A 20,922-nucleotide genomic window follows, 5' to 3' on the forward strand; every position below is an offset into this window, starting at 1 on the left:
GGAGCAGAGCGCCGGGGCCCTACGTCAGCTGGTCGGGCGCGGGCGGGGCGGCACGAAACAGCAGCTGGCGGGGCAGTTGGTGCCCAGCCGCGGCTCGCCGCCGGCCCGTCGCTCGGCGAGCAGGTCGACCAGCGACCGCACGAACTCCGGGTGCGTGCCGGCGGTCGCCGCGCGGGCGAAGGCCAGGCCGACCTCCTCGGCGGTCTCCTTCGCCTCGTTGTCGAGGTCCCAGATCACCTCGAGGTGGTCGCTCACGAAGCCGACCGGGAAGAGGACGACGGCCTTCTCGCCGGCCTCGGCCAGCGCCGTCAGGTGGTCGTTGACGTCCGGCTCCAGCCACGGCACCGACGGCGGGCCGCTGCGGCTCTGCCACACCAGGTCGAACGCCCGCCCGGGAGCGGCGAGGTCGACGACCTGCTGGGCGGCGGCCATCAGCTCGGCCTCGTAGGCGTGGCCCTCCGGCCCGGCGACGGCGGCCATCGTGTCGGGGATGCTGTGCGCGGTGGCGACCACGCGGGCGCCGTCCCGGACGTCGTCCGGCAGCTCGGCGAGCGCCGCGGTCAGGGCCTCGGCGTTGGCCCGCACGAAGCCATCGGCGTCGAAGTAGTGCGGCAGCTTCTCGGCGGTCGGGCCCCCGGGCGCCGCGGCATCCCCGGTGAGCGCGGTGCGGGCCCGGGCGATGTCCTCGTGGTACTGCCGGCAGCCGGAGAAGGACGCGTAGGCCGACGTCGCGAGCACGTAGGCGTGCTGGATTCCGTCGTCGGTCATCTGCTGCCAGACGTCCTCGACGTAGGGCGCCCAGTTGCGGTTGCCCCAGTAGACCGGCAGGTCGATCCCCGCCGCACGCAGCTGCATCTCCAGGGCCGCGATCAGCGCCTTGTTCTGGTCGTTGATCGGGCTGACGCCACCGAAGTGGTGGTAGTGCTCGGCCACCTCCTCCAGCCGATCCCGCGGGATGCCGCGGCCGCGGGTGACGTTCTCGAGGAAGGGCATGACGTCGTCGTGGCCCTCGGGACCGCCGAACGACAGCAGCAGCAGCGCCTCCCGCCGGCCGGGCGGGGCGGGCTCGGCCGACGGCGGGACACCGCCGTTGTTGCGGACGGCGAGCGAGGGGTCCTCGTCGGGTCGCTGGCCGGCAGGGGTGATGTCGACGATGGCGCGGGGCACGTGGGTTCTTTCCTCTTGCGGGGTGCCGCCGGATGCACGCGCGGTCCGGCGGAGTGGCTCTGTGACGGGTCACACGCCTACGGCGTGGAACCCCCCGTCGACGTGGACGATCTCGCCGGTGGTGGCCGGGAACCAGTCCGACAGCAGCGCGACGACGGCCTTGCCGGCGGGCTCGGTGTCGGTGACCGACCAGCCCAGCGGGGCACGGCCCTCCCATGCCTCCTCGAACTGCTTGCTGCCGGGGATGGACTTCATGGCCATGCTGCGCAGCGGACCTGCGGCGACGATGTTGGACCGCACGCCCTCGGGGCCGAGCTCGCGGGCCACGTAGCGGGAGGTGGACTCCAGCGCCGCCTTCGCCGCCCCCATCCAGCCGTAGACCGGCCAGGCGACCGAGGCGTCGAAGGTGAGCCCGACGACCGAGGAGGGGTTCGCCAGCAGCGGCCGGCAGGCCTGGGTGAGCGAGGCGTAGGACCACGCCGACACCTGGAACGCCGTCGCGGCGTGCTCCCAGGCGACCTCGGGGAAGCCCTCCCCCATCGCCTCCTGCGGCGCGAAACCGATGGAGTGGACGACGCCGTCGAGGCGGTCGACGCCCTGCTCCCGCAGCCGGTCGGCGAGCGTGGCCAGGTGCTCGGTGTCCGTGACGTCGAGCTCGACCACCGCGGCCTCCTGCGGCAGCCGCTTGGCGATCCGCGTGCACAGCGACAGGGCACGGCCGAAGTTGGAGAGGACGACGGTGGCGCCCTGCTCCTGGGCCAGCCGGGCGGTCGCGTAGGCGATCGACGCCTCCGTCAGGACGCCGGTGATCAGGACCTTCTTGCCCTCGAGAATCCCGCTCATCAGTGCCCCATCCCCAGTCCGCCGTCGACCGGGACGACCGCCCCGGTGATGTAAGCCGCCGCGTCGGAGGCCAGGAAGCGCACGACGCCGGCGATCTCGCCGGCGTCGGCGTACCGCCCCAGCGGCACCTGCCCCAGGATCTCCTGCTGCCGGGCCTCCGGCAGCTCCGCGGTCATGTCCGTGGTCACGAACCCGGGCGCCACCACGTTGGCCGTGATGTTCCGGCTGCCCAGCTCGCGGGCGATCGAGCGGGCCAGGCCCACGAGGCCGGCCTTGCTCGCCGCGTAGTTCGCCTGCCCGGCCGAGCCCAGCAGCCCGACGACCGAGGACACGAAGACCATCCGGCCCGAGCGGGCGCGCACCATCTTGGCGCTGGCCCGCTTGGCCACCCGGTAGGCGGCGGTCAGGTTCGCGTCGACGACGTCGGTGAAGTCTTCTTCCTTCATCCGCATCAAGAGGCCGTCGCGGGTGATGCCGGCGTTGCTGACCAGCACCTCCACCGGCCCCTGGTGCTCCTCGACCTCGCCGAACGCGCGGTCGACGTCCTCGGCGCTGGTGACGTCGCACCGCACCCCGAACAGCCCGTCGGGGGCGCCGCTGCCGCGGTGGGTCACCGCCACGGAGTCACCCTGCTCGGCGAAGGAGCGGGCGATGGCCAGCCCGATCCCCCGGTTGCCGCCGGTCACCAGCACCGACCTGCCCACGTGCCACTCCCCTGCGCCGACGATCCGGTTACTCGTCGAACCTATCCCGTGGTCGCAGGTCACACCGCCTACCGGCCGGTACGGAACCACCGCCGCGCACCGGCGGGCGGCGCCTGTCAGCGGGCGTCGGGGGTCCGCGGTGCTCGGGATCGCCGCAGCCAGCCGCCCCCGAACAGCGCCCAGAGGACGAGGACGGGCTGGAAGAACAACCGTGCGAGGCGCTCGCGGTCGGTGTCGAGACCGAAGGCGTCGGTGCCTTCGAGGTACTGCGCGACGTTGCCGGGGATGACGACCACGAAGAACGCCGCCAGCAGCGCACCGATCAGCCGCCGCTGGCCGGGAAGCACGAGGAAGGCCACGCCCAACGCGATCTCGACGACGCCCGAGGCCACCACCGTCAGGTCCTCGTCGACCGGGAACCAGTCGGGCACCTGGGCCCGGAACTCCTGCCGCTGGGTGGTCAGGTGCAGCACGCCGGCGCCCACCATGACCGCGCCGAGCAGCAGGCGGGCAGCGGTGCGGGCGGCCGAGGTCATGCGCGGACCCTAACCGCGGGCCCGCGCCGCGCGTTGACAGCCGGACCGGGCCGCCCGTAGACAGCGGGGATGGCTGACGACGTCCCGCGCCGGGTGGCGCTCACGGTGGCCGACGGCGTGGCGACCGTCCGGCTGGACCGCCCCGAGAAACTGAACGCGCTGGACCACGCGATGTTCGAGCAGCTCGTCGCGGCCGGGACCGAGCTCGTCGAGCGGGACGACGTCGGGGCGGTGGTGCTCACCGGGGCCGGGCGGGCGTTCTGCGCCGGCCTGGACTTCGGCCGGTTCGCGGCGATGGCCGAAGGCGGCGAGCGCGTCGTCGTCCCCCGCGAGCCGCTAGGCGCGGCGGGCGCGCTGGCCCAGCAGACCGTGCACGTCTGGTCGCTGGTCCCCGCGCCGGTGATCGCGGCGGTGCAGGGCGTGGCGTTCGGCGGCGGCCTGCAGATCGCGCTCGGCGCCGACATCCGGCTGGTCGCCCCCGACGCGCAGCTGTCGCTGATGGAGATCCTCTGGGGCATCGTGCCCGACATGTGCGGCACGCAGCTGCTGCCCGAGCTGGTCGGCCGCGACGTCGCCAAGGAGCTCGCGTTGACCGGGCGCAAGGTGTCGGGCACCGAGGCGGTGCGGCTCGGGCTGGCCACCCGCGAGGCCGCCGACCCGCTCGCCGCCGCGCTGGAGCTGGCCACCGAGATCGCCGGGCACAGCCGCAGCGCGACCCGGGCGGTCAAGCGGCTGGTCGACCTCGCCGGCCGGGTGCCGCTCGCCGAAGGACTGGCCGCCGAGCAGGCGGAGATCGGCGCGCTCATCGGCTCGCCGGAGCAGGCCGCCGTCGTCCGGCGCCGGCTGGGGAAGGGCTGAGCGGCGCCCTACAGCGCCACGTGGCAGTACAGCCGGGCATCCCCGGCCGAGCGCACCAGGTCCCGGAGTCGGGAGAGGAACTCGACGAGGTCCTCCGGCGGGATGTCCGCGAGCTCCTCGGTGCGGTTCCACGCCGCCGCGATCTCCCGCAGGCGAGTGTCGTCCACGGTGACCAGGGCGGCCCGCAGCCCGTCGGTCACCGCCAGCACCATCCGGTCCCCGGACGGAGTGCACGCGATCTCGGCCCCGTGCCGCGGATCCTCCTGTACCGAGTCGTACGGCACGCCGGTGAGGAGTTCTGCGAGCGTGCCGAGCGCCACGACCGGGTCCACGCCCCGCGAGGCGAAGCCGGGGTAGCCGGGACCGAGCTCCGTCACCACGGGCTCCCTGCGGAACAGCCCGGTCTTCCGGTGGCCGGTGACCTCCGGTCGGCCCAGCGGCCCACCCGGCCGCGACAGGGCACGGGCGGCGGCCCCGTCGTCCTCGGCGAGGAAGTAGTCCAGGTCGATTCCCATGAGAGACGATCCTGGCAGGCCGGGCGCGGCATTCCGGGTCCCCGCCGCCCTGCCCCACCCGGGCGGGCCAGGGCGTGCACGTCAGCCCCTCGGCCGCGTCGACCACGTGTTCGCGGGTGCGCCTCCAGCCCGCCCGGTGCGTGACAGGGCGTGCCTACCGCGGCGCCAGCACCGACCAGGCGGCCGGCTCCACCCGCCACGTCCGCGCGTCCGCGAGCTCGTCGAGCTCGCCGTCGGCGTCGACGTCGACCGGGCCGCCCGAGACGCGCACCTCCCGGCCGCGGGTGACGAGGACGTCGGGCCGGTCCACGTGCCCGCCGGTGGTCAGGGCCGTCCCGAAGGCGACCCGCGCGACCGGGCCGGTCGCGATGCTCACGACGACGTCGAGCCATCCGTCGTCGGGCCGGGCACCCGGGGCCAGCGCCGTACCACCGCCGATGGTCGAGCCGTTGCAGACGCCGAGCATCAGGACGCCGCGGCCGCCGTCGGCCGCCCACCCCTCCGCCTCGTGCGTGGCGATCCGGCCGTCGATCTCCACCCGCAGGTCCCAGCCGGTGCCGGCCACCCCCGCGATCGCGGCACCCAGGGGGTAGGCCGCCGCGCCGAGCCGGCCCTTGAGCCGGACGGCCTCGGCCGCGGCCTCGGCGCCGACGCCGGCGTGGACGGCGTTGACCACCACCTGCCCACGGTCGTCACGCACCAGGTCCAGGGGCCGGGGTGTCCCGGCAAGCACCGCCGCGGCACCTTCGGCAGGGTTCAGCGGCAGCCCGAGCGCGCGGGCGAGGTCGTTCCCGGTGCCGCAGGCGATGATCCCCACCGGCGCGTCGGGTGCCAGCCGCCCGGCCCGGTCGAGCGCCCGGACCACGGCGTGCACCGACCCGTCGCCGCCGAGCACGACCACGCGCCGGTCGGGCTCGCCGCCGAGCACCTCGTCCAGTTCCGCGGCGTCGGAGGTGGCGGCCACGACGACGTCGGCGCCCGTGCGCAGCTCGGTCGTCGCCGCCTGAACCGCCTCGTCGTGGGCGGTGCCCGCGGCCCCGTTCACGACCAGGAGCAGACCGGGGGTGTCGGACATGGGGCCTCCTGCCTCGTCGGGTCACGACCGTAGTGCCGCCTCCACCTGGGAGGACGGCCGGCCGGGACCGGGCCGGCCCCGGTCAGCCGAGCCGGTGGGCGGCGGCCGCGGCCAGGATGCCGAGCGAGTTCGTCGCCAGGTGGAGCAGCGTGGGCGCGAGGAGGCTCCCACTGCGCAGCCGGAGCCAGGCGAACAGTCCACCGGCGACGGCCGTGGCCAGGCAGCCGAGCAGCACGAGCACGGCCGTCCGGACCGGCCCGTCGGCGAGGTCGTTGGCCGCCACGGCGCTGAGCGTGGGCCGGACGTGCCAGATCCCGAAGACGGCCGCGGAGACCGCTGCCGCCCTGCTCGCGGGCAGCAGGCGGGCCAGCGCGCCGAGCAGCACGCCGCGGAAGGCGACCTCCTCCCACAGCACCGTGCCCAGCGGGATGCGGACCAGCACCTGGTAGGCGATCCCCGGGGCATCCAGCCCGGCGACGCGGGCGTCGGCGAGCAGCGGGCGGAGCGCGGGGACGGCGAGGCCGACGGCGTAGCCGCCGGCGACGACGGCGGCGCAGGCCCCACCCCACCGGAGCCCGGCGCCCAGGCGGTGCCGGGCGAGCCCCAGCTCCGCCCACGACAGGCCGCCGGCCCGCGCCGCCACCAGGAGCGCCGCGGTGGCGGCGAGGTTCGCGGCGACGTAGGACCCGGGATAACCGGGCAGCCGGGTCACGACGACGTTGTTCCAGGCGCTGAGGAACAGCACCGACGACGCCGCGAGGACCAGCACCCGTCGGCCGGCGGGTGGGCGAACATGCACCGGTGGTGTCTTCCCGCTCCACCCGCCGGCTCACCTACCTCGCGGTGTCCGTCGCCTGCGTCGCCGCCGTCGCGTGGTTCGGAGAGCTGACCACCGGCGCACTGCTGGCCGTCGGCGGCGCCGGGGTGCTCGTCGCGGCCCGGGGACTGGCCGGCCACGCCGGCGAGGCCGCACCCCCGGTCGGCCGCCGAGGCCTGCCGTGGCTCGGCTGGCTGGTGGTGGCCCTGGTCTGGGAGGTCGTCACCCTGCTCGATCCCGGCCTCCCGACCCTGAGCGATCTCGCCGATCCGGTCCTCGCCTCCCCGGCGGCCCGCGCGGCGGCCACCGTGGTCTGGCTGGTGGCCGGGGCCTGGCTGGTCACCCGGCCCGCCCACCGGCCGGAGCGACCGTGAGCGGCGGCGCGGTGTCCCTCCTCGGCTTCACCGCGCTGGTGGTCTGGGGAGCGGCCCTGGAGCTCTCCGCGCACCGCGGGGACGGCCGGGCGACCCTCGCGGAGGCGCTCGCGGCAGCCATGCGCACGACCCCGGGGCGGGCGGCGGTGCTCGTCGGCTGGATCTGGCTCGGGGTGCACTTCCTGGCCCGCTGACCGGCGCGGAGGGGGGCGCGAACCACCCCGACTTCGAGCCGGCCGTCGTCGGTGGGATGGCATGGTGTGCACCAGCTCACCGGTGGACGGGAACGGCACCGCGCGTGCGGCGACACGCGCCAGCGAGGAGGACACATGAGCGACCTGCCCGCCCGCGTGGGCGTGATCGGCGGCGGCCGGATGGGCGCCGGGATCGCGCAGGCGTTCCTGACCGCGGGCGCGCGGGTGGACGTGGTGGAGGCCGGCGGCGACGCCGCGGAGGCCGCCCGCGCCCGGGTGGCCGACGGCCTGGAGGAGGCCGCCCGCCGCGGGAAGCTGGACGGCGACGTCGAAGCCGTCCTCGGCCGGCTGACCCTGCTCGACTCCCCCGCCGACCTCGACGCGGGGACCGGGCTGGTGGTCGAGGCCGTGCCGGAGCGGGCGGACCTGAAGGCCGAGGTGCTGCGCGCCGCCGAGTCCGCCGTCGGGCCCGACGCCGTCCTGGCGACGAACACCAGCTCCCTGTCGGTGACCGAGCTGGCGGCCGCGCTCGACCGCCCCGCACGGTTCCTCGGCCTGCACTTCTTCAACCCGGTCCCGGCGTCGAAGCTGGTGGAGGTCGTGGTCGCCGCCGGGACCGACCCCGGGCTGGTCGGGACGGCCGGCCGCTGGGTGCGGGCGCTGGGCAAGACCGAGGTCGTCGTCACGGACTCCCCGGGGTTCGCGTCCTCGCGCCTGGGCGTGCTCCTGGGCCTGGAGGCCATCCGGATGCTCGAGGAGGGCGTTGCCGACGCCGAGGCCATCGACACCGCCATGGAGCTGGGCTACCGCCACCCGATGGGCCCGCTGCGGTCGACCGACCTGGTCGGGCTCGACGTGCGGCTGGCGATCGCCGAGTACCTGCACCGGACCCTCGGCGAGCGGTTCGCGCCGCCCCAGCTGCTCCGCGACAAGGTCGCCGCCGGCGAGCTCGGCCGGAAGAGCGGCCGCGGCTTCCACACCTACGACTGACCGGGAGACCCACCCATGACCGCCCCGTCGCCGCAGCGCGTCGCGGAGGATGCGGTCCGCCGCTACCTGGCCGACGACGCGACCGCCCGGGCGCTCGGCGTCACCGCGAGCGCGATCGGCCCCGGGGCCGTGACGACCCACCTCACGGTCCGCCCCGAGATGCTCAACGGCGCCGGGAGCGCGCACGGGGCGGTGCTGTTCGCCCTCGCCGACATCGCCTTCGCCCTGGCCTGCAACTCGCACGGGTACCCGGCGGTCGGGCGCTCCTGCAGCATCGAGTACCTGGCGCCCGCGTCCGCCGGTGACGCCCTCAGCGCCACCGCCGTCGAGCGCGTCGTCGTCGGGCGGGGCGGCATCTACGACGTCGCCGTGACCCGGGACGGCGACGGCGCGCTGCTGGCCGAGATGCGCGGGCACAGCCGCCGGGTCGGCGCCGTCCCGGCCGAACCGGCCTGACGACGGCCCACCGCCCGCCACCCGGATCGGTCAGGTCCGGGTGCGGAGCCCTTCGAAGCTCGTGCGGATCAGGGCGTCGGCGAGATCGTCGGCGGAGAGCCCGCCGTCGGGGCGGTACCACTCGGCGAGGGAGTTGACGGCACCGAACAGCAGGCGGCTGGTGACGGCAGGGTCGACGTCGGGCCGGACGTCGCCCTCCTCCTCGGCCGCGCGCACCAGGTCGGTGACGAACCGGTCGAAGGCGCGCCGCCGGGCCAGGGCCGCCCGCTCGACCTCGGAGTTGCCCCGCACCCGCAGGAGCAGGGTGACGGAGGGCAGTTCCGCGGCGAGCACCCGGACGGAGCCGCGGACGACGTGCTCGAGCCGGTCGATCGCCCGGCCGCGGGTCGCCCCGGGTTCCTCGGTGACGGCGAAGAGCGCGTCCAGCGCACGGTCCAGCGCCAGCCGCAGCAGCTCCACCTTGCTCGGCACGTGGTGGTAGATCGCGGACTTGGTGACCCCCAGGCGCACCGCGAGCTCGTCCATGCTCGTGGCCTCGAAACCCCGCTCGATGAAGGCGGCCACCGCGATGTCGAGCAGCGACTCCAGCGAGTGCCCGGGGCGCCCCCGCCGTCCGTTGCCGGTGGTGAGCGTCATCGGGAGCGCTGGTCCGACAGGCGCTGCAGCTTGCCGACCGACCGGGGCAGGCTCTCCGGCTCCACGACGACGACCTCGACGCTGGTGCCGACGGTGTCCTTCACCTGCGTGGCCACCTCCGCGGCGGCCGGCGGCCGGCGCTCGGCCGGGCAGTCGGGGCGCGCCTCGACCTCGACGGTCAGGTGATCCATCCGCCCGCGGGTCGACAGCACCAGGCGGAAGTGCGGTGAGAGCCCCGGCGTGCGCAGCACCACCTCCTCGATCTGGGTCGGGAAGAGGTTCACCCCGCGCAGGATGATCATGTCGTCGGTGCGGCCGGTGACCTTGTCCATCCGGCGCATCGCCGGGCGGGCGGTGCCGGGACGCAGCCGGGTCAGGTCGCGGGTCCGGTACCGGATGACCGGCATGGCCTCCTTCGTGAGGGAGGTGAAGACCAGTTCGCCCTCCTCGCCCTCGGGCAGGGGCTCACCGGTGAACGGGTCGATGACCTCCGGGTAGAAGAGGTCCTCCCAGACGTGCAGGCCGTCCTTGGTCTCCACGCACTCCTGGGCGACGCCGGGGCCCATCACCTCGGACAGGCCATAGATGTCGATGGCCTCGATGTCGAGCCGCTGCTCCATCTCCTGGCGCATCTGCTCGGTCCACGGCTCGGCGCCGAAGATGCCGATCTCCAGGGAGGACGAGCGCGGGTCGATGCCCTGCTTCTCGAACTCGTCGATGACCGTGAGCATGTAGGACGGCGTCACCATGATCAGCCGGGGCCCGAAGTCCTGGATGAGCTGCACCTGGCGCGGGGTCATGCCGCCGGAGACGGGGACGACGGTGCAGCCGAGCTTCTCCGCGCCGTAGTGGGCGCCGAGCCCGCCGGTGAACAGGCCGTAGCCGTAGGCGTTGTGCAGCACGTCCCCCGGGCGCCCGCCGGCGGCGCGGATCGACCGGGCCATCGCCGTCGCCCACGTGTCGATGTCCCGCTCGGTGTAGCCGACGACCGTCGGCTTGCCGGTCGTCCCCGACGAGGCGTGCACCCGCCGGACCTGCTCGCGCGGGACGGCGAACATGCCGAACGGGTAGTTCTCCCGGAGGTCGGCCTTGCCGGTGGTGGGGAACCTGGCCAGGTCGGCGAGGTCACGGCAGTCGTCCGGGTGCACGCCCGCGGCGTCGAACGACCGCCGGTAGTGCGGCACGTTGTCGTACGCGTGGCGCAGCGTCCAGCGCAGCCGCTCCAGCTGGAGGGCGCGCAGCTCGTCGACCCCCATGCGCTCGGCCGGGTCGAGCGTGCCCGGATCGGGCGCCTCCCCCAGGCGTCTCGCGGTCGGACCCGTCGCAGCCGTCATGGCCGATGCCTCCGTGTTCAGACCCTCGTCACCGGACGGGCCGGCGGGCAGCAGGCAACCGATTACCGACCAGATGGTCAGGTAACCAACCCCTCACCGGGGGCGCTGTCAAGTCCGGGCGCACCGTCCCGCGGCACGGGGTTGTGAGGCGGCGTGAACTCCGGCACACTGATTACCGACCATACGGTCAGTAAATGCGCTGACCGTCGTCGCACCCGAGGGGACGTCGATGTCCGCACCCACGATCGAGCGGCCGACCGCCGACGACGAGGCCGCGCTGCAGGCGCGGTTCGACGCGGTCATCGCCGCCGAGCACCGGATCGAGCCGCGGGACTGGATGCCCGAGGGCTACCGGAAGACGCTGGTCCGCCAGATCGCCCAGCACGCGCACTCGGAGATCATGGGGATGCAGCCCGAGGGCGACTGGCTGCTGGCTGCGCCGAGCCTGCGGCGCAAGGCCATCCTGCTGGCCAAGGTGCAGGACGAGGCCGGCCACGGCCTGTACCTGTACTCGGCGGCCGAGACCCTCGGCGCCGACCGGGCCGACCTCACCGACAAGCTGATCGAGGGCCGGCAGAAGTACAGCTCGATCTTCAACTACCCGACCCTCGCCTACGCCGACGTCGGGGTCATCGGCTGGCTGGTCGACGGCGCCGCGATCTGCAACCAGGTGCCGCTGTGCCGGTCCTCCTACGGGCCCTACGCCCGGGCGATGATCCGGGTCTGCAAGGAGGAGTCGTTCCACCAGCGGCAGGGCTTCGAGCTGCTGATGACGATGATGCGCGGCACTCCCGAGCAGCGGGCGATGGTGCAGGACGCCGTCGACCGGTGGTGGTGGCCCTCGCTGATGATGTTCGGCCCGCCGGACGACGACAGCCCCAACTCGGCGCAGTCGATGGCCTGGGGCATCAAGCGGCACAGCAACGACGAGCTGCGGCAGCGCTTCGTCGACATGTCGGTGCCGCAGGCGCAGGTCCTCGGCGTCACGCTCCCCGACCCGGAGCTCGCCCACGACGCGGAGACCGGCCACTACCGGTTCGGCGCGATCGACTGGGACGAGTTCAAGCGGGTGGTCGGTGGGCAGGGCCCGTGCAACGACGAGCGGATCACCCGCCGGCGCGCGGCCCGCGACGACAACGCCTGGGTGACCGAGGCCGCCACGGCCTACGCGCGGAAGCACGCCGGGGTGGCTGCCTGATGAGCACCGACCTGACCAGCGAGGGCGGGCACGGCGCCGTTCCCATGGGCCCGGAGGTGCCGGTCGAACCGAAGCCCGCGACCACCCGGCGCGACTGGCCGCTCTACGAGGTGTTCGTCCGGGGCAAGCGCGGCCTCAACCACGTGCACGTGGGCTCGCTGCACGCGGCGGACGACGAGATGGCCGTGCACAGCGCACGCGACCTCTACACCCGGCGCAACGAGGGCGTCAGCATCTGGGTGGTCAAGGCCGCCGACATCACCGCGTCCAGCCCCGACGAGAAGGACCCGATGTTCGCCCCGAGCGGCGACAAGGTCTACCGCCACCCGACGTTCTACGAGATCCCCGAGAACGTCCCCCACATGTGAGGCGAGATCCGGCCATGGCGCACGAAGAGACGGTCTACGAGGCGCTCGACCACGCGCCCGGGGACGAGGGGCACTGGGCCTTCGGCACCGGGTTCGACGAGCCGCTGGCCGGGGTCGACACCACCGTGCCCGACGGCGTCGACCCGGCCGATCTCGGCACCTACTGCCTGATGCTCGGCGACGACGCCCTCGTGCTCGCGCAGCGGCTCACCCAGTGGGTCACCGCCGCCCCCGAGCTGGAGGAGGAGGTCGCCGTCGCGAACGTGGCGCTGGACCTGCTCGGCCAGGCCCGGCTGCTGCTCGCCCGGGCCGGCTCCGTCGGGGTGCTCGGCCGGTCGCGCGAGAGGGCGACCGCATCGATCCCCGACGAGGACGCCCTGGCCTACTTCCGCGACCCCGACGAGTTCCGCTGCACCGACCTGGTGTCCGCGCCCAACGGGGACTTCGCGCGGACGATGGTCCGCCTGCTCGTGGCCTCGACGCTGCGGCTGGCCCTGTTCGCCCGGCTGCGCGGGTCGCGGGACCCGGTGCTCGCCGCGATCGCGGCCAAGGGCGTCAACGAGCTGACCTACCACCGCGACCACGCCGCCCGCTGGGTGCTGCGCCTCGGCGACGGCACCGAGGAGTCCCACCGCCGGGCGCAGGCCGGCGTCGACGCCGTCTGGCCGCTGCTCGACGACGTCTTCGGCGCCACGGACGTCGAGCGGCGGCTCATCACCGCCGGCGTCGCCGTCGACCCGGCCGGCACCCGTGACGAGGTGACCGGCGTGCTCCGCCAGGTGCTGGACCGGGCGACCCTGACGACGCCCGCCTGGCCCGACGGGACGCCGCCACGCGGCCGCGTCGGCGTGCACGGCCCCGAGCTGACCGACCTGCTCGGCGAGCTGCAGGGCCTGGCCCGGCAGCACCCGGCGGCCACCTGGTGACCGCCGTGACCAACGACCCGCGGGCCGTCGCCGAGACCGTCACCGACCCCGAGCTGCCGGCCCTCACCCTCGCCGACCTCGGCGTGCTGCGCGACGTCCGCGTGCACGACGGCACCGTCGTCGTCGACATCACCCCCACCTACAGCGGCTGCCCGGCCATGGGCGTCATGCGCGCCGACCTGCTGCACGCCCTGCACTCGGCCGGGTTCGACGACGTCGAGGTGCGCACCGTGCTCTCCCCCGCGTGGAGCACCGACTGGATCAGCGAGGACGGCCGCCGCAAGCTCAGCGCCGCGGGCATCGCGCCGCCCGGCCGCGCGCCCGAGCGCACCGAAGGCCCCGTGCCCCTGCAGCTCGGACCGACCCGGCGGACGGCGCCGTGCCCGCTGTGCGGCTCCCCCGACACCGAGGAGCTCAGCGAGTTCGGCGCGACGGCGTGCAAGGCGCTCCGCCGGTGCCGGAGCTGCCGCGAGCCGTTCGAGCACGTGAAGGAGATCTGATGAGCGCCCCGCCGCGCCGCCGGCCGCAGTTCCACCCGCTGACCGTCGCGGGGGTCGAGCGGCTCACCGACGACGCCGTCGCCGTCACCTTCGACGTCCCGCCCGAGCTCGCCGACGACTACGCCTTCCGGCCCGGGCAGGCGCTGACCCTGCGCCGGATCGACGGCGACCGCGACGAGCGCCGCTCGTACTCCATCTGCGCCCCGATGGGGGCCGCGCCACGGGTCGGCGTCCGGGAGGTCCCGGGCGGGTTCTTCTCCTCCTACCTGGTGCACGAGGTGCAGCCGGGCGACGAGATCGACGTCCTCCCGCCGTCGGGCACGTTCACCGCCGACCTCTCGCAGCCCGGCGACCACGTCTTCGTCGTCGCCGGCTCCGGCATCACGCCGGCGCTGTCGCTGGCCGGGACGGTGCTGCGCGACGGCGTGTCCACCGTGACGGTCTTCTACGGCAACCGGCGCACGAACACGGTCATGTTCGCCGACGAGCTGGCCGACCTGAAGGACCGCTACGGCGCCCGGCTGCAACTGGTGCACGTGCTCTCCCGCGAGCAGCGCGACGCCGAGCTCACCAGCGGCCGGCTCGACGGCGACCGGCTGCGCACGCTCGTCGACAACCTGGTCGACGCACCACACGTCGACCACTGGTGGCTGTGCGGGCCGCACGGGATGGTGCAGGACGCCCGGGAGCTCCTCGCCGGGCTCGGGGTGCCCGCGGAGAAGGTGCACCAGGAGCTGTTCTACGTCGACGACGTCCCACCGGAGCCCGTCCGGGGTGACGAGGAGACGGTCGACGGGCCGAGCGCCCAGGTGACCGTCGTCCTCGACGGCCGGACGACGACGCTGGCCCTGCCGCGCGACGAGCCGGTGCTCGACTCGGCGCAGAAGGTGCGCGGCGACCTCCCCTTCGCCTGCAAGGGCGGCGTGTGCGGGACCTGCCGGGCGCGCGTGACCGACGGCGAGGTGACCATGCGGCGCAACTACGCGCTCGAGCCCGGGGAGGTCGAGGCCGGCTACGTCCTGACCTGCCAGTCGCTGCCGGTCTCCGACGCCGTGACCGTCGACTACGACGCCTGAGCCCCGCGGTGGCCCCGCCGCCCGCCCGCTCCATCCCCGCCTGAAGGAGGCATGTCCGTGGCGTTCTACCGGCAGGTGGGCGAGGTCCCACCGAAGCGGCACACCCAGTTCCGCCGGCCCGACGGCGGCCTGTACTCCGAGGAGCTCGTCGGCGAGGAGGGGTTCTCGTCGGACTCCGCGCTGCTCTACCACCGGGGCATCCCGTCGGCGATCGTCGACGCCCGCCCGTGGGAGCTCCCCGACCAGACGCTGACCCCCAACGCACCGCTGGTGCCGCGGCACCTCAAGCTGCACGACCTCTTTCCCGGCGAGGAGGCCACGTCATTCCAGGAGCGCGGGTCCACCGATGCGGTGACCGGCCGGCGGCTCGTGCTGGGCAACGGGGACGTCCGCATCTCCTACGCCGTCTCCTCGGTGCCCTCGCCGTACTACCGGAACGCGACCGGTGACGAGTGCGTCTACGTCGAGCGCGGCGCGGCGACGGTGGAGACCTCGTTCGGCGCCCTCGAGGTGGGCCAGGGCGACTACGTGATCCTGCCGCGGACCACCACGCACCGCTGGGTCCCGACCGGGAACGAGCCGCTGCGGACGTACGTCGTCGAGGCCAACAGCCACATCGCCCCGCCCAAGCGGTACCTCTCCCGGTACGGGCAGTTCCTCGAGCACGCGCCCTACTGCGAGCGGGACCTGCGCGCCCCCACCGAGCCGCTGCTGGCCGAGGGCACCGACGTCGAGGTCTACGTCAAGCACCGCGGCGCCGGCCCCGGCGGGCTCGCGGGCACCGTCCACGTCGTCCCGGAGCACCCCTTCGACGTCGTCGGCTGGGACGGCTGCCTCTACCCGTACGCCTTCAACATCGCCGACTTCGAGCCGATCACCGGCCGGGTCCACCAGCCGCCGCCGGTGCACCAGGTCTTCGAGGGCCACAACTTCGTGATCTGCAACTTCGTGCCCCGGAAGGTCGACTACCACCCGCAGGCGGTGCCGGTTCCCTACTACCACTCCAACGTCGACTCCGACGAGATCATGTTCTACGTCGACGGCGACTACGAGGCCCGCAAGGGGTCCGGCATCGGCAAGGGATCGGTCTCCGTGCACCCGGGCGGGCACTCGCACGGCCCGCAGCCGGGCGCGGTGGAGCGGTCGCTGGGGATCGAGTACTTCGACGAGCTGGCCGTCATGGTCGACACCTTCCGGCCGCTGGATCTGGGTGAGGCAGGCGTCGCCGCCGACGACGGGAAGTACGCCTGGACCTGGTCGGGACGGGGCCCGTCGTCGTGATGACCGGCTGGCTCGACCTGCCGGCCGACACCGGCTTCGGCCTCGGCAACCTGCCCTACGGCGTCTTCTCCACCGCGGGCACCCGGCCCCGCACCGGGGTGGCGATCGGCGGCTCGGTCCTCGATCTGCACGGCGTCACCGGCGACGACGCGCACGCCACCGGTTCCCTCAACGCCTTCATGGCCCGGGGCCCGGAGGCGTGGGGGGCGCTGCGGTCGGACCTGACGGAGTGGCTCACCGACGCGGCGCACCGCGAGCGGGTCGAGCCGCACCTGGTCCCGCAGGGCGAGGTGACGATGCACCTGCCGGTCGAGGTGGCCGACTACGTCGACTTCTACAGCTCCCGGCACCACGCGGAGAACCTCGGCCGGATGTTCCGCCCGGACTCGGCAGCGCTGACGCCGAACTGGAAGCACCTGCCGATCGGCTACCACGGCCGCTCCGGCACGGTGCGGGTCTCCGGCACCCCGGTGGTCCGCCCGTCCGGTCAGCGCAAGGCGCCCACCGACGACGCTCCCACCTTCGGGCCCTCGCAGCGCCTGGACATCGAGGCGGAGGTCGGCTTCGTCGTCGGCACGCCCTCGGACCTCGGCCGCCCGGTGCCGCTGGGCGCCTTCCCGGAACACGTGTTCGGCGTCTGCCTGGTCAACGACTGGTCGGCCCGCGACCTGCAGTCCTGGGAGTACGTGCCGCTCGGCCCTTTCCTCGGCAAGTCGTTCCTCACCTCGGTGTCGCCCTGGGTGGTGCCGCTGGCCGCACTGGACGAGGCCCGCGTGGCCCCGCCCGCCCGCGACCCGAAGCCGCTGCCCTACCTCGACGACACCGGCAGCGAGCCCTGGGGCCTGGACATCGCCATCGAGGTCCACCTCAACGGCGAGCTGATCTCCTGCCCGCCTTTCGACCTCATGTACTGGACGCCGGCGCAGCAGCTCGCGCACATGACCGTCAACGGCGCCAGCCTGCGCACCGGCGACCTGTACGCCTCCGGCACCGTCTCGGGCCCCCGGCCGGACCAGCGCGGCTCGTTCATCGAGCTCTCCTGGGGCGGGGAGGAGCCGCTCCGGCTCGCCGACGGCTCGACCCGCACCTTCCTCGAGGACGGCGACGTCGTCACCCTCACCGCCACCGCGCCGGGAGCCGGCGGCAGGCGGATCTCCCTCGGCGAGGTAACCGGCCGGATCGAGCCGGCATCCGCGCGATGAGCACGACCGCACCCCACCGCACCGCCACCGACGCCCGCGCGGTGGGCAGGCCTGCTCCCTACGCTGACGTGATGTTCTTCCTCTTCGGTCTCGGCACCAAGCAGAAACCCCTCGGTCCCGGCGAGACCCGCACCTGCCCGAACTGCCACAACACCACGCGCTGGACCCGCGTCCGGCAGTACAAGCAGTTCTCGCTGTTCTTCGTGCCGGTCGCCCGCTGGAAGCGCCGGCAGCTCGAGGTGTGCGGCATCTGCGGCACCACCGTCGCGGTCTGAGCCCACTCCCCTGCCGCGTTGCCGAGCGTCGTCGTCGGTACGCGGATCGCCGTCGGAGGCGGACGAGGTCGCCTCCGACTACATGAAGTTGCCCGTGTGGAGCGCAGAGAGCTCCGAGGCTTCGTCGTCCGGGAAACCGAGCCTGTGCAGCCGCTGACGCCTGCCGTCGTCCATGGCGCCGTGCAGGTCCTGGACCGCGCGATAGCCGCGAGCGATCGCCTCGGGCGTCCAGGAACCGGCCGCGAGGAGCACGAGGGAGTCGAAGACGTCCGCATTGAGTCCTGCGGTGTCGGCCAGCGCGTCGTGCCGCCGCTCGACCGCGGCCCGCAGTCGTCCTCTCAGTGTGGGGTCGAGCCTGCCCTGGTGCTCGAGGTGTGCGACCCCGAACGCCACGTGCCTGGCCTCGTCGACGCGAGCGAGACGGGTGACCTGTCGGGTCACCGGGTCCGGCGCGTGTTGGTCGAGGAAACCGAGCAACGACAGGAAACTGCCCTCACCGAGCACGGACAGCAGGAACGAGGCGAGGGAGAAGTCCGGCTCGTCGAGCAGCGAGTGGAGCGAGGCCCGCCCACCGGCCGAGCTCGTCCCCATGTCACTGCCGGTCAACAGGGCGCGACGGGTGAAGATCTCCATGTGGCGGGCTTCGTCGGCGGCCTGCACCGCGAGCAGTTGGAGCACCTCGTGGAAGTGCGGATGGACTCGGGCCAGCAAGCGGGACGGGATGACCAAGGCGGCCTTCTCGTTCTCGACGAGGTAGGTCATCACCTGGACGACGGCGGTCTCGATCTCGGGCGCCAGTGGATCCTGGATCGCCCAGTCGACCGCCGTCGCCGGATCCCACTGGGCGGCCGCCGCGTGGGCGTAGAGGCGAGGTGCGAGATCGGCCCAGACGACGTCCCGATCGGCGATGTCGAAGCCCGGGGTCGGACCACCGGCCTCCACGAGAGCGCCACGAGCCGCGAGCCCCCAGTTCGCCGGTGGGTGGCGGACGATCCCTGCGGGAGTCGGCCCGCCGGCCCGCTCCGCCCCAGCCCACCGCCGCTCCTCGGCTTCCCCGCGGACCACGTCGTACCCGCCGTCGGGGTCGACGGAGAATCCGTGGCCCTGGGCCCGGCACCAGGCGCGCAGGTGGACGCCGAGCGAGGGGTCGGTCCCGCGGACCCGCAGCCGACCGCGGACCGGGAGAGACTGGAGCCCTCGTTGCACCAGCATGTGCGCACCGTTGTCGAAACCGAGCCGCGCCAGGTCCAGCAGCGCGGCGGGAGCGGTCACGGCGCGTACCCCGCATCTCCGATCGAGCCGTCCCGGCCATAGAAGCCGCTCTCGTCGACGGCGTCGACCAATGGGCCGTAACCACTGACTCGACCTCGGCGCCACTCGTGCAACCCCTCCAGATCCATCAGCGGACGCACCTCGGGATCGGCGTACGACATCGAGAGCAGCAGCTCGATGAAGCGGTGGGTCAGTTCGGAAGGGCCGGTGTCGACCGTCGTCATCGTGCAGTGGTCGAAGACCGGTGTCTGCGCCAGCACCCGCGTCGTCTCGCTCGGCAGGACGCCCTCCTGGAGGAAGAGCAGGTGGTTGCCGTCGATCATGCAGGCGGCATCCACTTCCCCGGCCATCAACGCCCGGGCAGCGTCTCGTTCGCCGCCGATGTGGTCGCCGTGAAGACCGACCCCGACGTCGAAGTGGTGGACGGACAGGTCGTTGTCCGGATCCAGGTCGCTGGCCCGCAGGAGTGACAGCGGCAGCAGCGTGGCCTGCGGTGAGTCGATGGCACCCGTACCCACCGACCGTCCCTTCAGGTCCGTGACCGAGGTGATGCCGGAGTCGGTGCGGACCACGATCACCGAGGTGAGGTCCTGATCCGTGTCGCGCATGACCGTCGAGCGGACCGTGCGTCCCCTGGCAGCGGCCAGACGGTCGGCCCGTATCCACGCAAGGGGTGAGTTCCATGCGGCGTCCAGGTGACCGGCGACGAGGTCCTCGACCTGGCGCTCGTAGTGGGAGTAGAGGACGAAGTCGAACGGCAGGCCCGCGGCGCGGAACCACCTGCGAAACCCCTCCCAGATCGTCACGACCTTGGCGTCGTACGCGACGGCACCCATCACGAGCACGTCCCCAGGCATCAGGCGTCCGCCCCGTCGAACAGCGGCAAGCCGAGGCTGATCCGGCCGACGAAGTCCTGGAGGGCCGCGGTCGTGGGTGCCATGACGCGTGCCGCGAGCGTGTCACGGAAGCGGCGCTCGACTCCCAGTTCCTTGCGGAAGGCTGCACCGCCGCAGAGCTTCATCACCCCGTCCGCGACGTCGGAGGCCGCCTCCGCGGCGACCGCCTTGACCTCCAGCACACGGAGCGTGCCGTCGCCCCGTCCGGAGGCCAGTGCCGCCAGGGTGTCGGCGAGGAAGGCCTCGACGCCGTCGACGACCATCCGAAGCCGGGCGAACTCGGCACGCGCCACCGGTTGTTCCGCGAGCGAGGCGCCGAGATGCTCCAACCGGGTGTGCGTGAGATGCGTCGACGCGTCAGCGAGGAGCGCCCGCATCAGCCCCAGGGAGAAGGCGGCGTTGCCCACGAGGAACGTGGGCAGTGCCGTGGCCAGCGCAATGGTCAACCCCTCACCGTCATGTCCCAACTGCGCGTCGGTGGCCACTCGAACGCCTCGGGCCTGGATCGGCCGGGAGGAGTTCCCGCGGAGCCCCACGCCGTCGAACGGTCCACTGATGGTCAGTCCGGGAGCGTCCGCCGGCACGAACCAGAGGGTCATCGGTCCCTTGGCGCGAACCGGGCGGCTGGACCACACGTAGCTGTCGGCCTCACCCGCCGAAGTCACCCAGCTCTTGGTCGCGTCGAGCTGGACGTGGTCGGCGTGCGGTGTCGCGCTGCTCATCGGCGCCCAGAAGTGGCTACGTGACCCCGGTTCCGAGAAGGCCAGCGTGCTGACGTGTTCACCTCGGGCGATCGCCCGCCGGACCTCCTCGGGCCCGTGCGCCTCCAGCACGGCGCTCGCCGCGTAGTGCATGAGCAGAACCATCGCCGCTGACCCGTCGGCCGCTGCGACCCGCTCGACCACCGCAGCCATGTCCGCCAGCGATCCACCGTGCCCACCGACCTCGCGGGAACTCAGGAGACCGAGAGCTCCCGCCCGCGCCAGCGCATCGAGGCTGGCTCGGGGGAAGGTGCCGGTGGCGTCGATGGCGACCGCCTCGGGGCCCACCGTGTCGGCGAGGGCAGCGGCCAGTCGGCTGGACAGGTCCGACGTGGGACCCTCAACGATGGGGGTGGCGGTCATGTCGGAAGCCTGCCGCGCTGCCGAGCGAGGGGCCAGAGCCGCGATCGCCGTTGAACCCTGAACGCGATCGGCCGACCGCTGCCGGCCGCGCAGACGCCGTCGCTACACCGCCCGGCTGGAGCCGACTCTGCCTCACGGGGCTGCCGGCCTCGTCGGTTGGACGTCGGCGCGAGACTCCTGCCCCCGGGTCCGCCGACGAGACCCTGCCTGCCGTCGCCGTCGCTCGGTGTCACCGACCACGACGACGATGGTCACCGATCGCCCCGGACCGCGGAGCCCGGTCGAGGTGAGGCGCTGGGCGGTCC

The 20,922-nt window shown here is 73.7% G+C and carries 25 protein-coding genes; 13 read left to right on the forward strand and 12 right to left on the reverse strand.

The features are described 5' to 3' along the window. Positions 1-24: 24 nt before the first annotated feature. The 4 genes from ABDB74_RS12345 to ABDB74_RS12360 all read right to left on the reverse strand — a co-directional run bounded on the left by ABDB74_RS12345 (position 25) and on the right by ABDB74_RS12360 (position 3,250). Positions 25-1,167 carry a ferrochelatase gene (locus tag ABDB74_RS12345; protein ID WP_346618850.1) on the reverse strand — a complete coding sequence of 381 codons (1,143 nt, stop codon included), beginning with the start codon at positions 1,165-1,167 and terminating at the stop codon, positions 25-27. A 69-nt stretch (positions 1,168-1,236) separates the two neighbouring features. Then, positions 1,237-2,010, reverse strand: coding sequence for an enoyl-ACP reductase FabI (gene fabI, locus ABDB74_RS12350; RefSeq protein WP_346618851.1), 774 nt, complete (start codon positions 2,008-2,010; stop codon positions 1,237-1,239). Continuing rightward, on the reverse strand, positions 2,010-2,714 hold the full coding sequence (locus ABDB74_RS12355; protein WP_346618853.1) for a beta-ketoacyl-ACP reductase: 705 nt from the start codon (positions 2,712-2,714) through the stop codon (positions 2,010-2,012). The genes fabI and ABDB74_RS12355 overlap by 1 nt, the downstream gene beginning before the upstream one ends. A 116-nt stretch (positions 2,715-2,830) precedes the next feature. After that, positions 2,831-3,250 (reverse strand): hypothetical protein, encoded by a 420-nt coding sequence (locus ABDB74_RS12360; RefSeq protein WP_346618854.1) that lies wholly within the window; start codon positions 3,248-3,250, stop codon positions 2,831-2,833. Positions 3,251-3,319: 69 nt separating this feature from the next. Here ABDB74_RS12360 and ABDB74_RS12365 point away from each other — a divergent pair, with 69 nt between their 5' ends. Next, positions 3,320-4,108 (forward strand): crotonase/enoyl-CoA hydratase family protein, encoded by a 789-nt coding sequence (locus tag ABDB74_RS12365; protein WP_346618855.1) that lies wholly within the window; start codon positions 3,320-3,322, stop codon positions 4,106-4,108. An 8-nt stretch (positions 4,109-4,116) separates the two neighbouring features. Here the strand turns inward: ABDB74_RS12365 and ABDB74_RS12370 are convergent, their stop codons facing one another. The 3 genes from ABDB74_RS12370 to ABDB74_RS12380 all read right to left on the reverse strand — a co-directional run bounded on the left by ABDB74_RS12370 (position 4,117) and on the right by ABDB74_RS12380 (position 6,497). Beyond that, positions 4,117-4,623: a hypothetical protein gene (locus tag ABDB74_RS12370; protein ID WP_346618856.1), complete on the reverse strand. Its 507-nt coding sequence runs from the start codon at positions 4,621-4,623 to the stop codon at positions 4,117-4,119. 154 nt (positions 4,624-4,777) lie between these two features. Beyond that, on the reverse strand, positions 4,778-5,698 hold the full coding sequence (locus tag ABDB74_RS12375) for a diacylglycerol kinase family protein (protein ID WP_346618858.1): 921 nt from the start codon (positions 5,696-5,698) through the stop codon (positions 4,778-4,780). A gap of 82 nt (positions 5,699-5,780) precedes the next feature. Then, a complete protein-coding gene (locus ABDB74_RS12380; protein WP_346618859.1) occupies positions 5,781-6,497 on the reverse strand; it encodes a CPBP family intramembrane glutamic endopeptidase in 717 nt (238 codons plus the stop codon). A gap of 2 nt (positions 6,498-6,499) precedes the next feature. Here ABDB74_RS12380 and ABDB74_RS12385 point away from each other — a divergent pair, with 2 nt between their 5' ends. From ABDB74_RS12385 to paaI, 4 genes are all read left to right on the forward strand, one after another. Then, entirely contained in the window at positions 6,500-6,889 is a 390-nt protein-coding gene (locus ABDB74_RS12385) for a hypothetical protein (protein ID WP_346618861.1), read from the forward strand. Continuing rightward, positions 6,886-7,083 carry a DUF6186 family protein gene (locus ABDB74_RS12390; protein WP_346618863.1) on the forward strand — a complete coding sequence of 66 codons (198 nt, stop codon included), beginning with the start codon at positions 6,886-6,888 and terminating at the stop codon, positions 7,081-7,083. The genes ABDB74_RS12385 and ABDB74_RS12390 overlap by 4 nt, the downstream gene beginning before the upstream one ends. Before the next feature lie 135 nt (positions 7,084-7,218). After that, on the forward strand, positions 7,219-8,073 hold the full coding sequence (locus tag ABDB74_RS12395; protein ID WP_346618864.1) for a 3-hydroxyacyl-CoA dehydrogenase family protein: 855 nt from the start codon (positions 7,219-7,221) through the stop codon (positions 8,071-8,073). A 15-nt stretch (positions 8,074-8,088) separates the two neighbouring features. Then, a complete protein-coding gene (paaI, locus tag ABDB74_RS12400; RefSeq protein WP_346618865.1) occupies positions 8,089-8,529 on the forward strand; it encodes a hydroxyphenylacetyl-CoA thioesterase PaaI in 441 nt (146 codons plus the stop codon). A gap of 30 nt (positions 8,530-8,559) precedes the next feature. Here the strand turns inward: paaI and ABDB74_RS12405 are convergent, their stop codons facing one another. Together ABDB74_RS12405 and paaK are read right to left on the reverse strand one after the other, a co-directional pair. Continuing rightward, positions 8,560-9,165: a TetR/AcrR family transcriptional regulator gene (locus ABDB74_RS12405; protein WP_346618866.1), complete on the reverse strand. Its 606-nt coding sequence runs from the start codon at positions 9,163-9,165 to the stop codon at positions 8,560-8,562. Then, complete coding sequence (gene paaK / locus ABDB74_RS12410) at positions 9,162-10,499, reverse strand: phenylacetate--CoA ligase PaaK (protein WP_346618867.1); 1,338 nt, start codon at positions 10,497-10,499, stop codon at positions 9,162-9,164. The genes ABDB74_RS12405 and paaK overlap by 4 nt, the downstream gene beginning before the upstream one ends. Positions 10,500-10,728: 229 nt before the next feature. Here paaK and paaA point away from each other — a divergent pair, with 229 nt between their 5' ends. From paaA to ABDB74_RS12450, 8 genes are read left to right on the forward strand one after another with little or no spacing between them, the layout of a single operon-like run. Next, the gene (paaA, locus tag ABDB74_RS12415; RefSeq protein ID WP_346618868.1) at positions 10,729-11,697 is read left to right on the forward strand and encodes a 1,2-phenylacetyl-CoA epoxidase subunit PaaA; all 969 of its coding nucleotides are present in this window, start codon (positions 10,729-10,731) and stop codon (positions 11,695-11,697) included. Positions 11,698-11,741: 44 nt separating this feature from the next. Continuing rightward, positions 11,742-12,065 (forward strand): 1,2-phenylacetyl-CoA epoxidase subunit PaaB, encoded by a 324-nt coding sequence (gene paaB / locus ABDB74_RS12420; RefSeq protein ID WP_407062173.1) that lies wholly within the window; start codon positions 11,742-11,744, stop codon positions 12,063-12,065. 14 nt (positions 12,066-12,079) lie between these two features. Then, positions 12,080-12,991 (forward strand): 1,2-phenylacetyl-CoA epoxidase subunit PaaC, encoded by a 912-nt coding sequence (gene paaC, locus ABDB74_RS12425; protein ID WP_346618870.1) that lies wholly within the window; start codon positions 12,080-12,082, stop codon positions 12,989-12,991. Positions 12,992-12,996: 5 nt separating this feature from the next. Then, on the forward strand, positions 12,997-13,491 hold the full coding sequence (gene paaD / locus ABDB74_RS12430; protein WP_346618872.1) for a 1,2-phenylacetyl-CoA epoxidase subunit PaaD: 495 nt from the start codon (positions 12,997-12,999) through the stop codon (positions 13,489-13,491). Then, the gene (gene paaE / locus ABDB74_RS12435) at positions 13,491-14,567 is read left to right on the forward strand and encodes a 1,2-phenylacetyl-CoA epoxidase subunit PaaE (protein ID WP_346618873.1); all 1,077 of its coding nucleotides are present in this window, start codon (positions 13,491-13,493) and stop codon (positions 14,565-14,567) included. The genes paaD and paaE overlap by 1 nt, the downstream gene beginning before the upstream one ends. A gap of 51 nt (positions 14,568-14,618) precedes the next feature. Further along, positions 14,619-15,848, forward strand: a complete 1,230-nt coding sequence (locus ABDB74_RS12440) for a homogentisate 1,2-dioxygenase (protein ID WP_346618875.1) — start codon at positions 14,619-14,621, stop codon at positions 15,846-15,848. Beyond that, positions 15,848-17,050: a fumarylacetoacetase gene (gene fahA / locus ABDB74_RS12445; protein WP_346618877.1), complete on the forward strand. Its 1,203-nt coding sequence runs from the start codon at positions 15,848-15,850 to the stop codon at positions 17,048-17,050. Before ABDB74_RS12440 ends, fahA begins: the two co-directional genes overlap by 1 nt. Beyond that, complete coding sequence (locus tag ABDB74_RS12450; protein ID WP_346618878.1) at positions 17,047-17,325, forward strand: zinc-ribbon domain-containing protein; 279 nt, start codon at positions 17,047-17,049, stop codon at positions 17,323-17,325. The genes fahA and ABDB74_RS12450 overlap by 4 nt, the downstream gene beginning before the upstream one ends. A 78-nt stretch (positions 17,326-17,403) precedes the next feature. Here ABDB74_RS12450 and ABDB74_RS12455 read toward each other — a convergent pair whose 3' ends face one another. The 3 genes from ABDB74_RS12455 to ABDB74_RS12465 are packed head-to-tail and all read right to left on the reverse strand — an operon-like array spanning position 17,404 to position 20,617. Then, positions 17,404-18,597: a ferritin-like domain-containing protein gene (locus ABDB74_RS12455; RefSeq protein ID WP_346618879.1), complete on the reverse strand. Its 1,194-nt coding sequence runs from the start codon at positions 18,595-18,597 to the stop codon at positions 17,404-17,406. Further along, positions 18,594-19,454 (reverse strand): PhnD/SsuA/transferrin family substrate-binding protein, encoded by an 861-nt coding sequence (locus tag ABDB74_RS12460; RefSeq protein ID WP_346618881.1) that lies wholly within the window; start codon positions 19,452-19,454, stop codon positions 18,594-18,596. Before ABDB74_RS12460 ends, ABDB74_RS12455 begins: the two co-directional genes overlap by 4 nt. Next, positions 19,454-20,617, reverse strand: a complete 1,164-nt coding sequence (locus ABDB74_RS12465) for an acyl-CoA dehydrogenase family protein (protein ID WP_346618882.1) — start codon at positions 20,615-20,617, stop codon at positions 19,454-19,456. The genes ABDB74_RS12460 and ABDB74_RS12465 overlap by 1 nt, the downstream gene beginning before the upstream one ends. Positions 20,618-20,922 lie beyond the last annotated feature (305 nt).

It is taken from the genome of Blastococcus sp. HT6-4 (assembly GCF_039679125.1).
In the GTDB taxonomy this organism is placed as follows: domain Bacteria; phylum Actinomycetota; class Actinomycetes; order Mycobacteriales; family Geodermatophilaceae; genus Blastococcus; species Blastococcus montanus.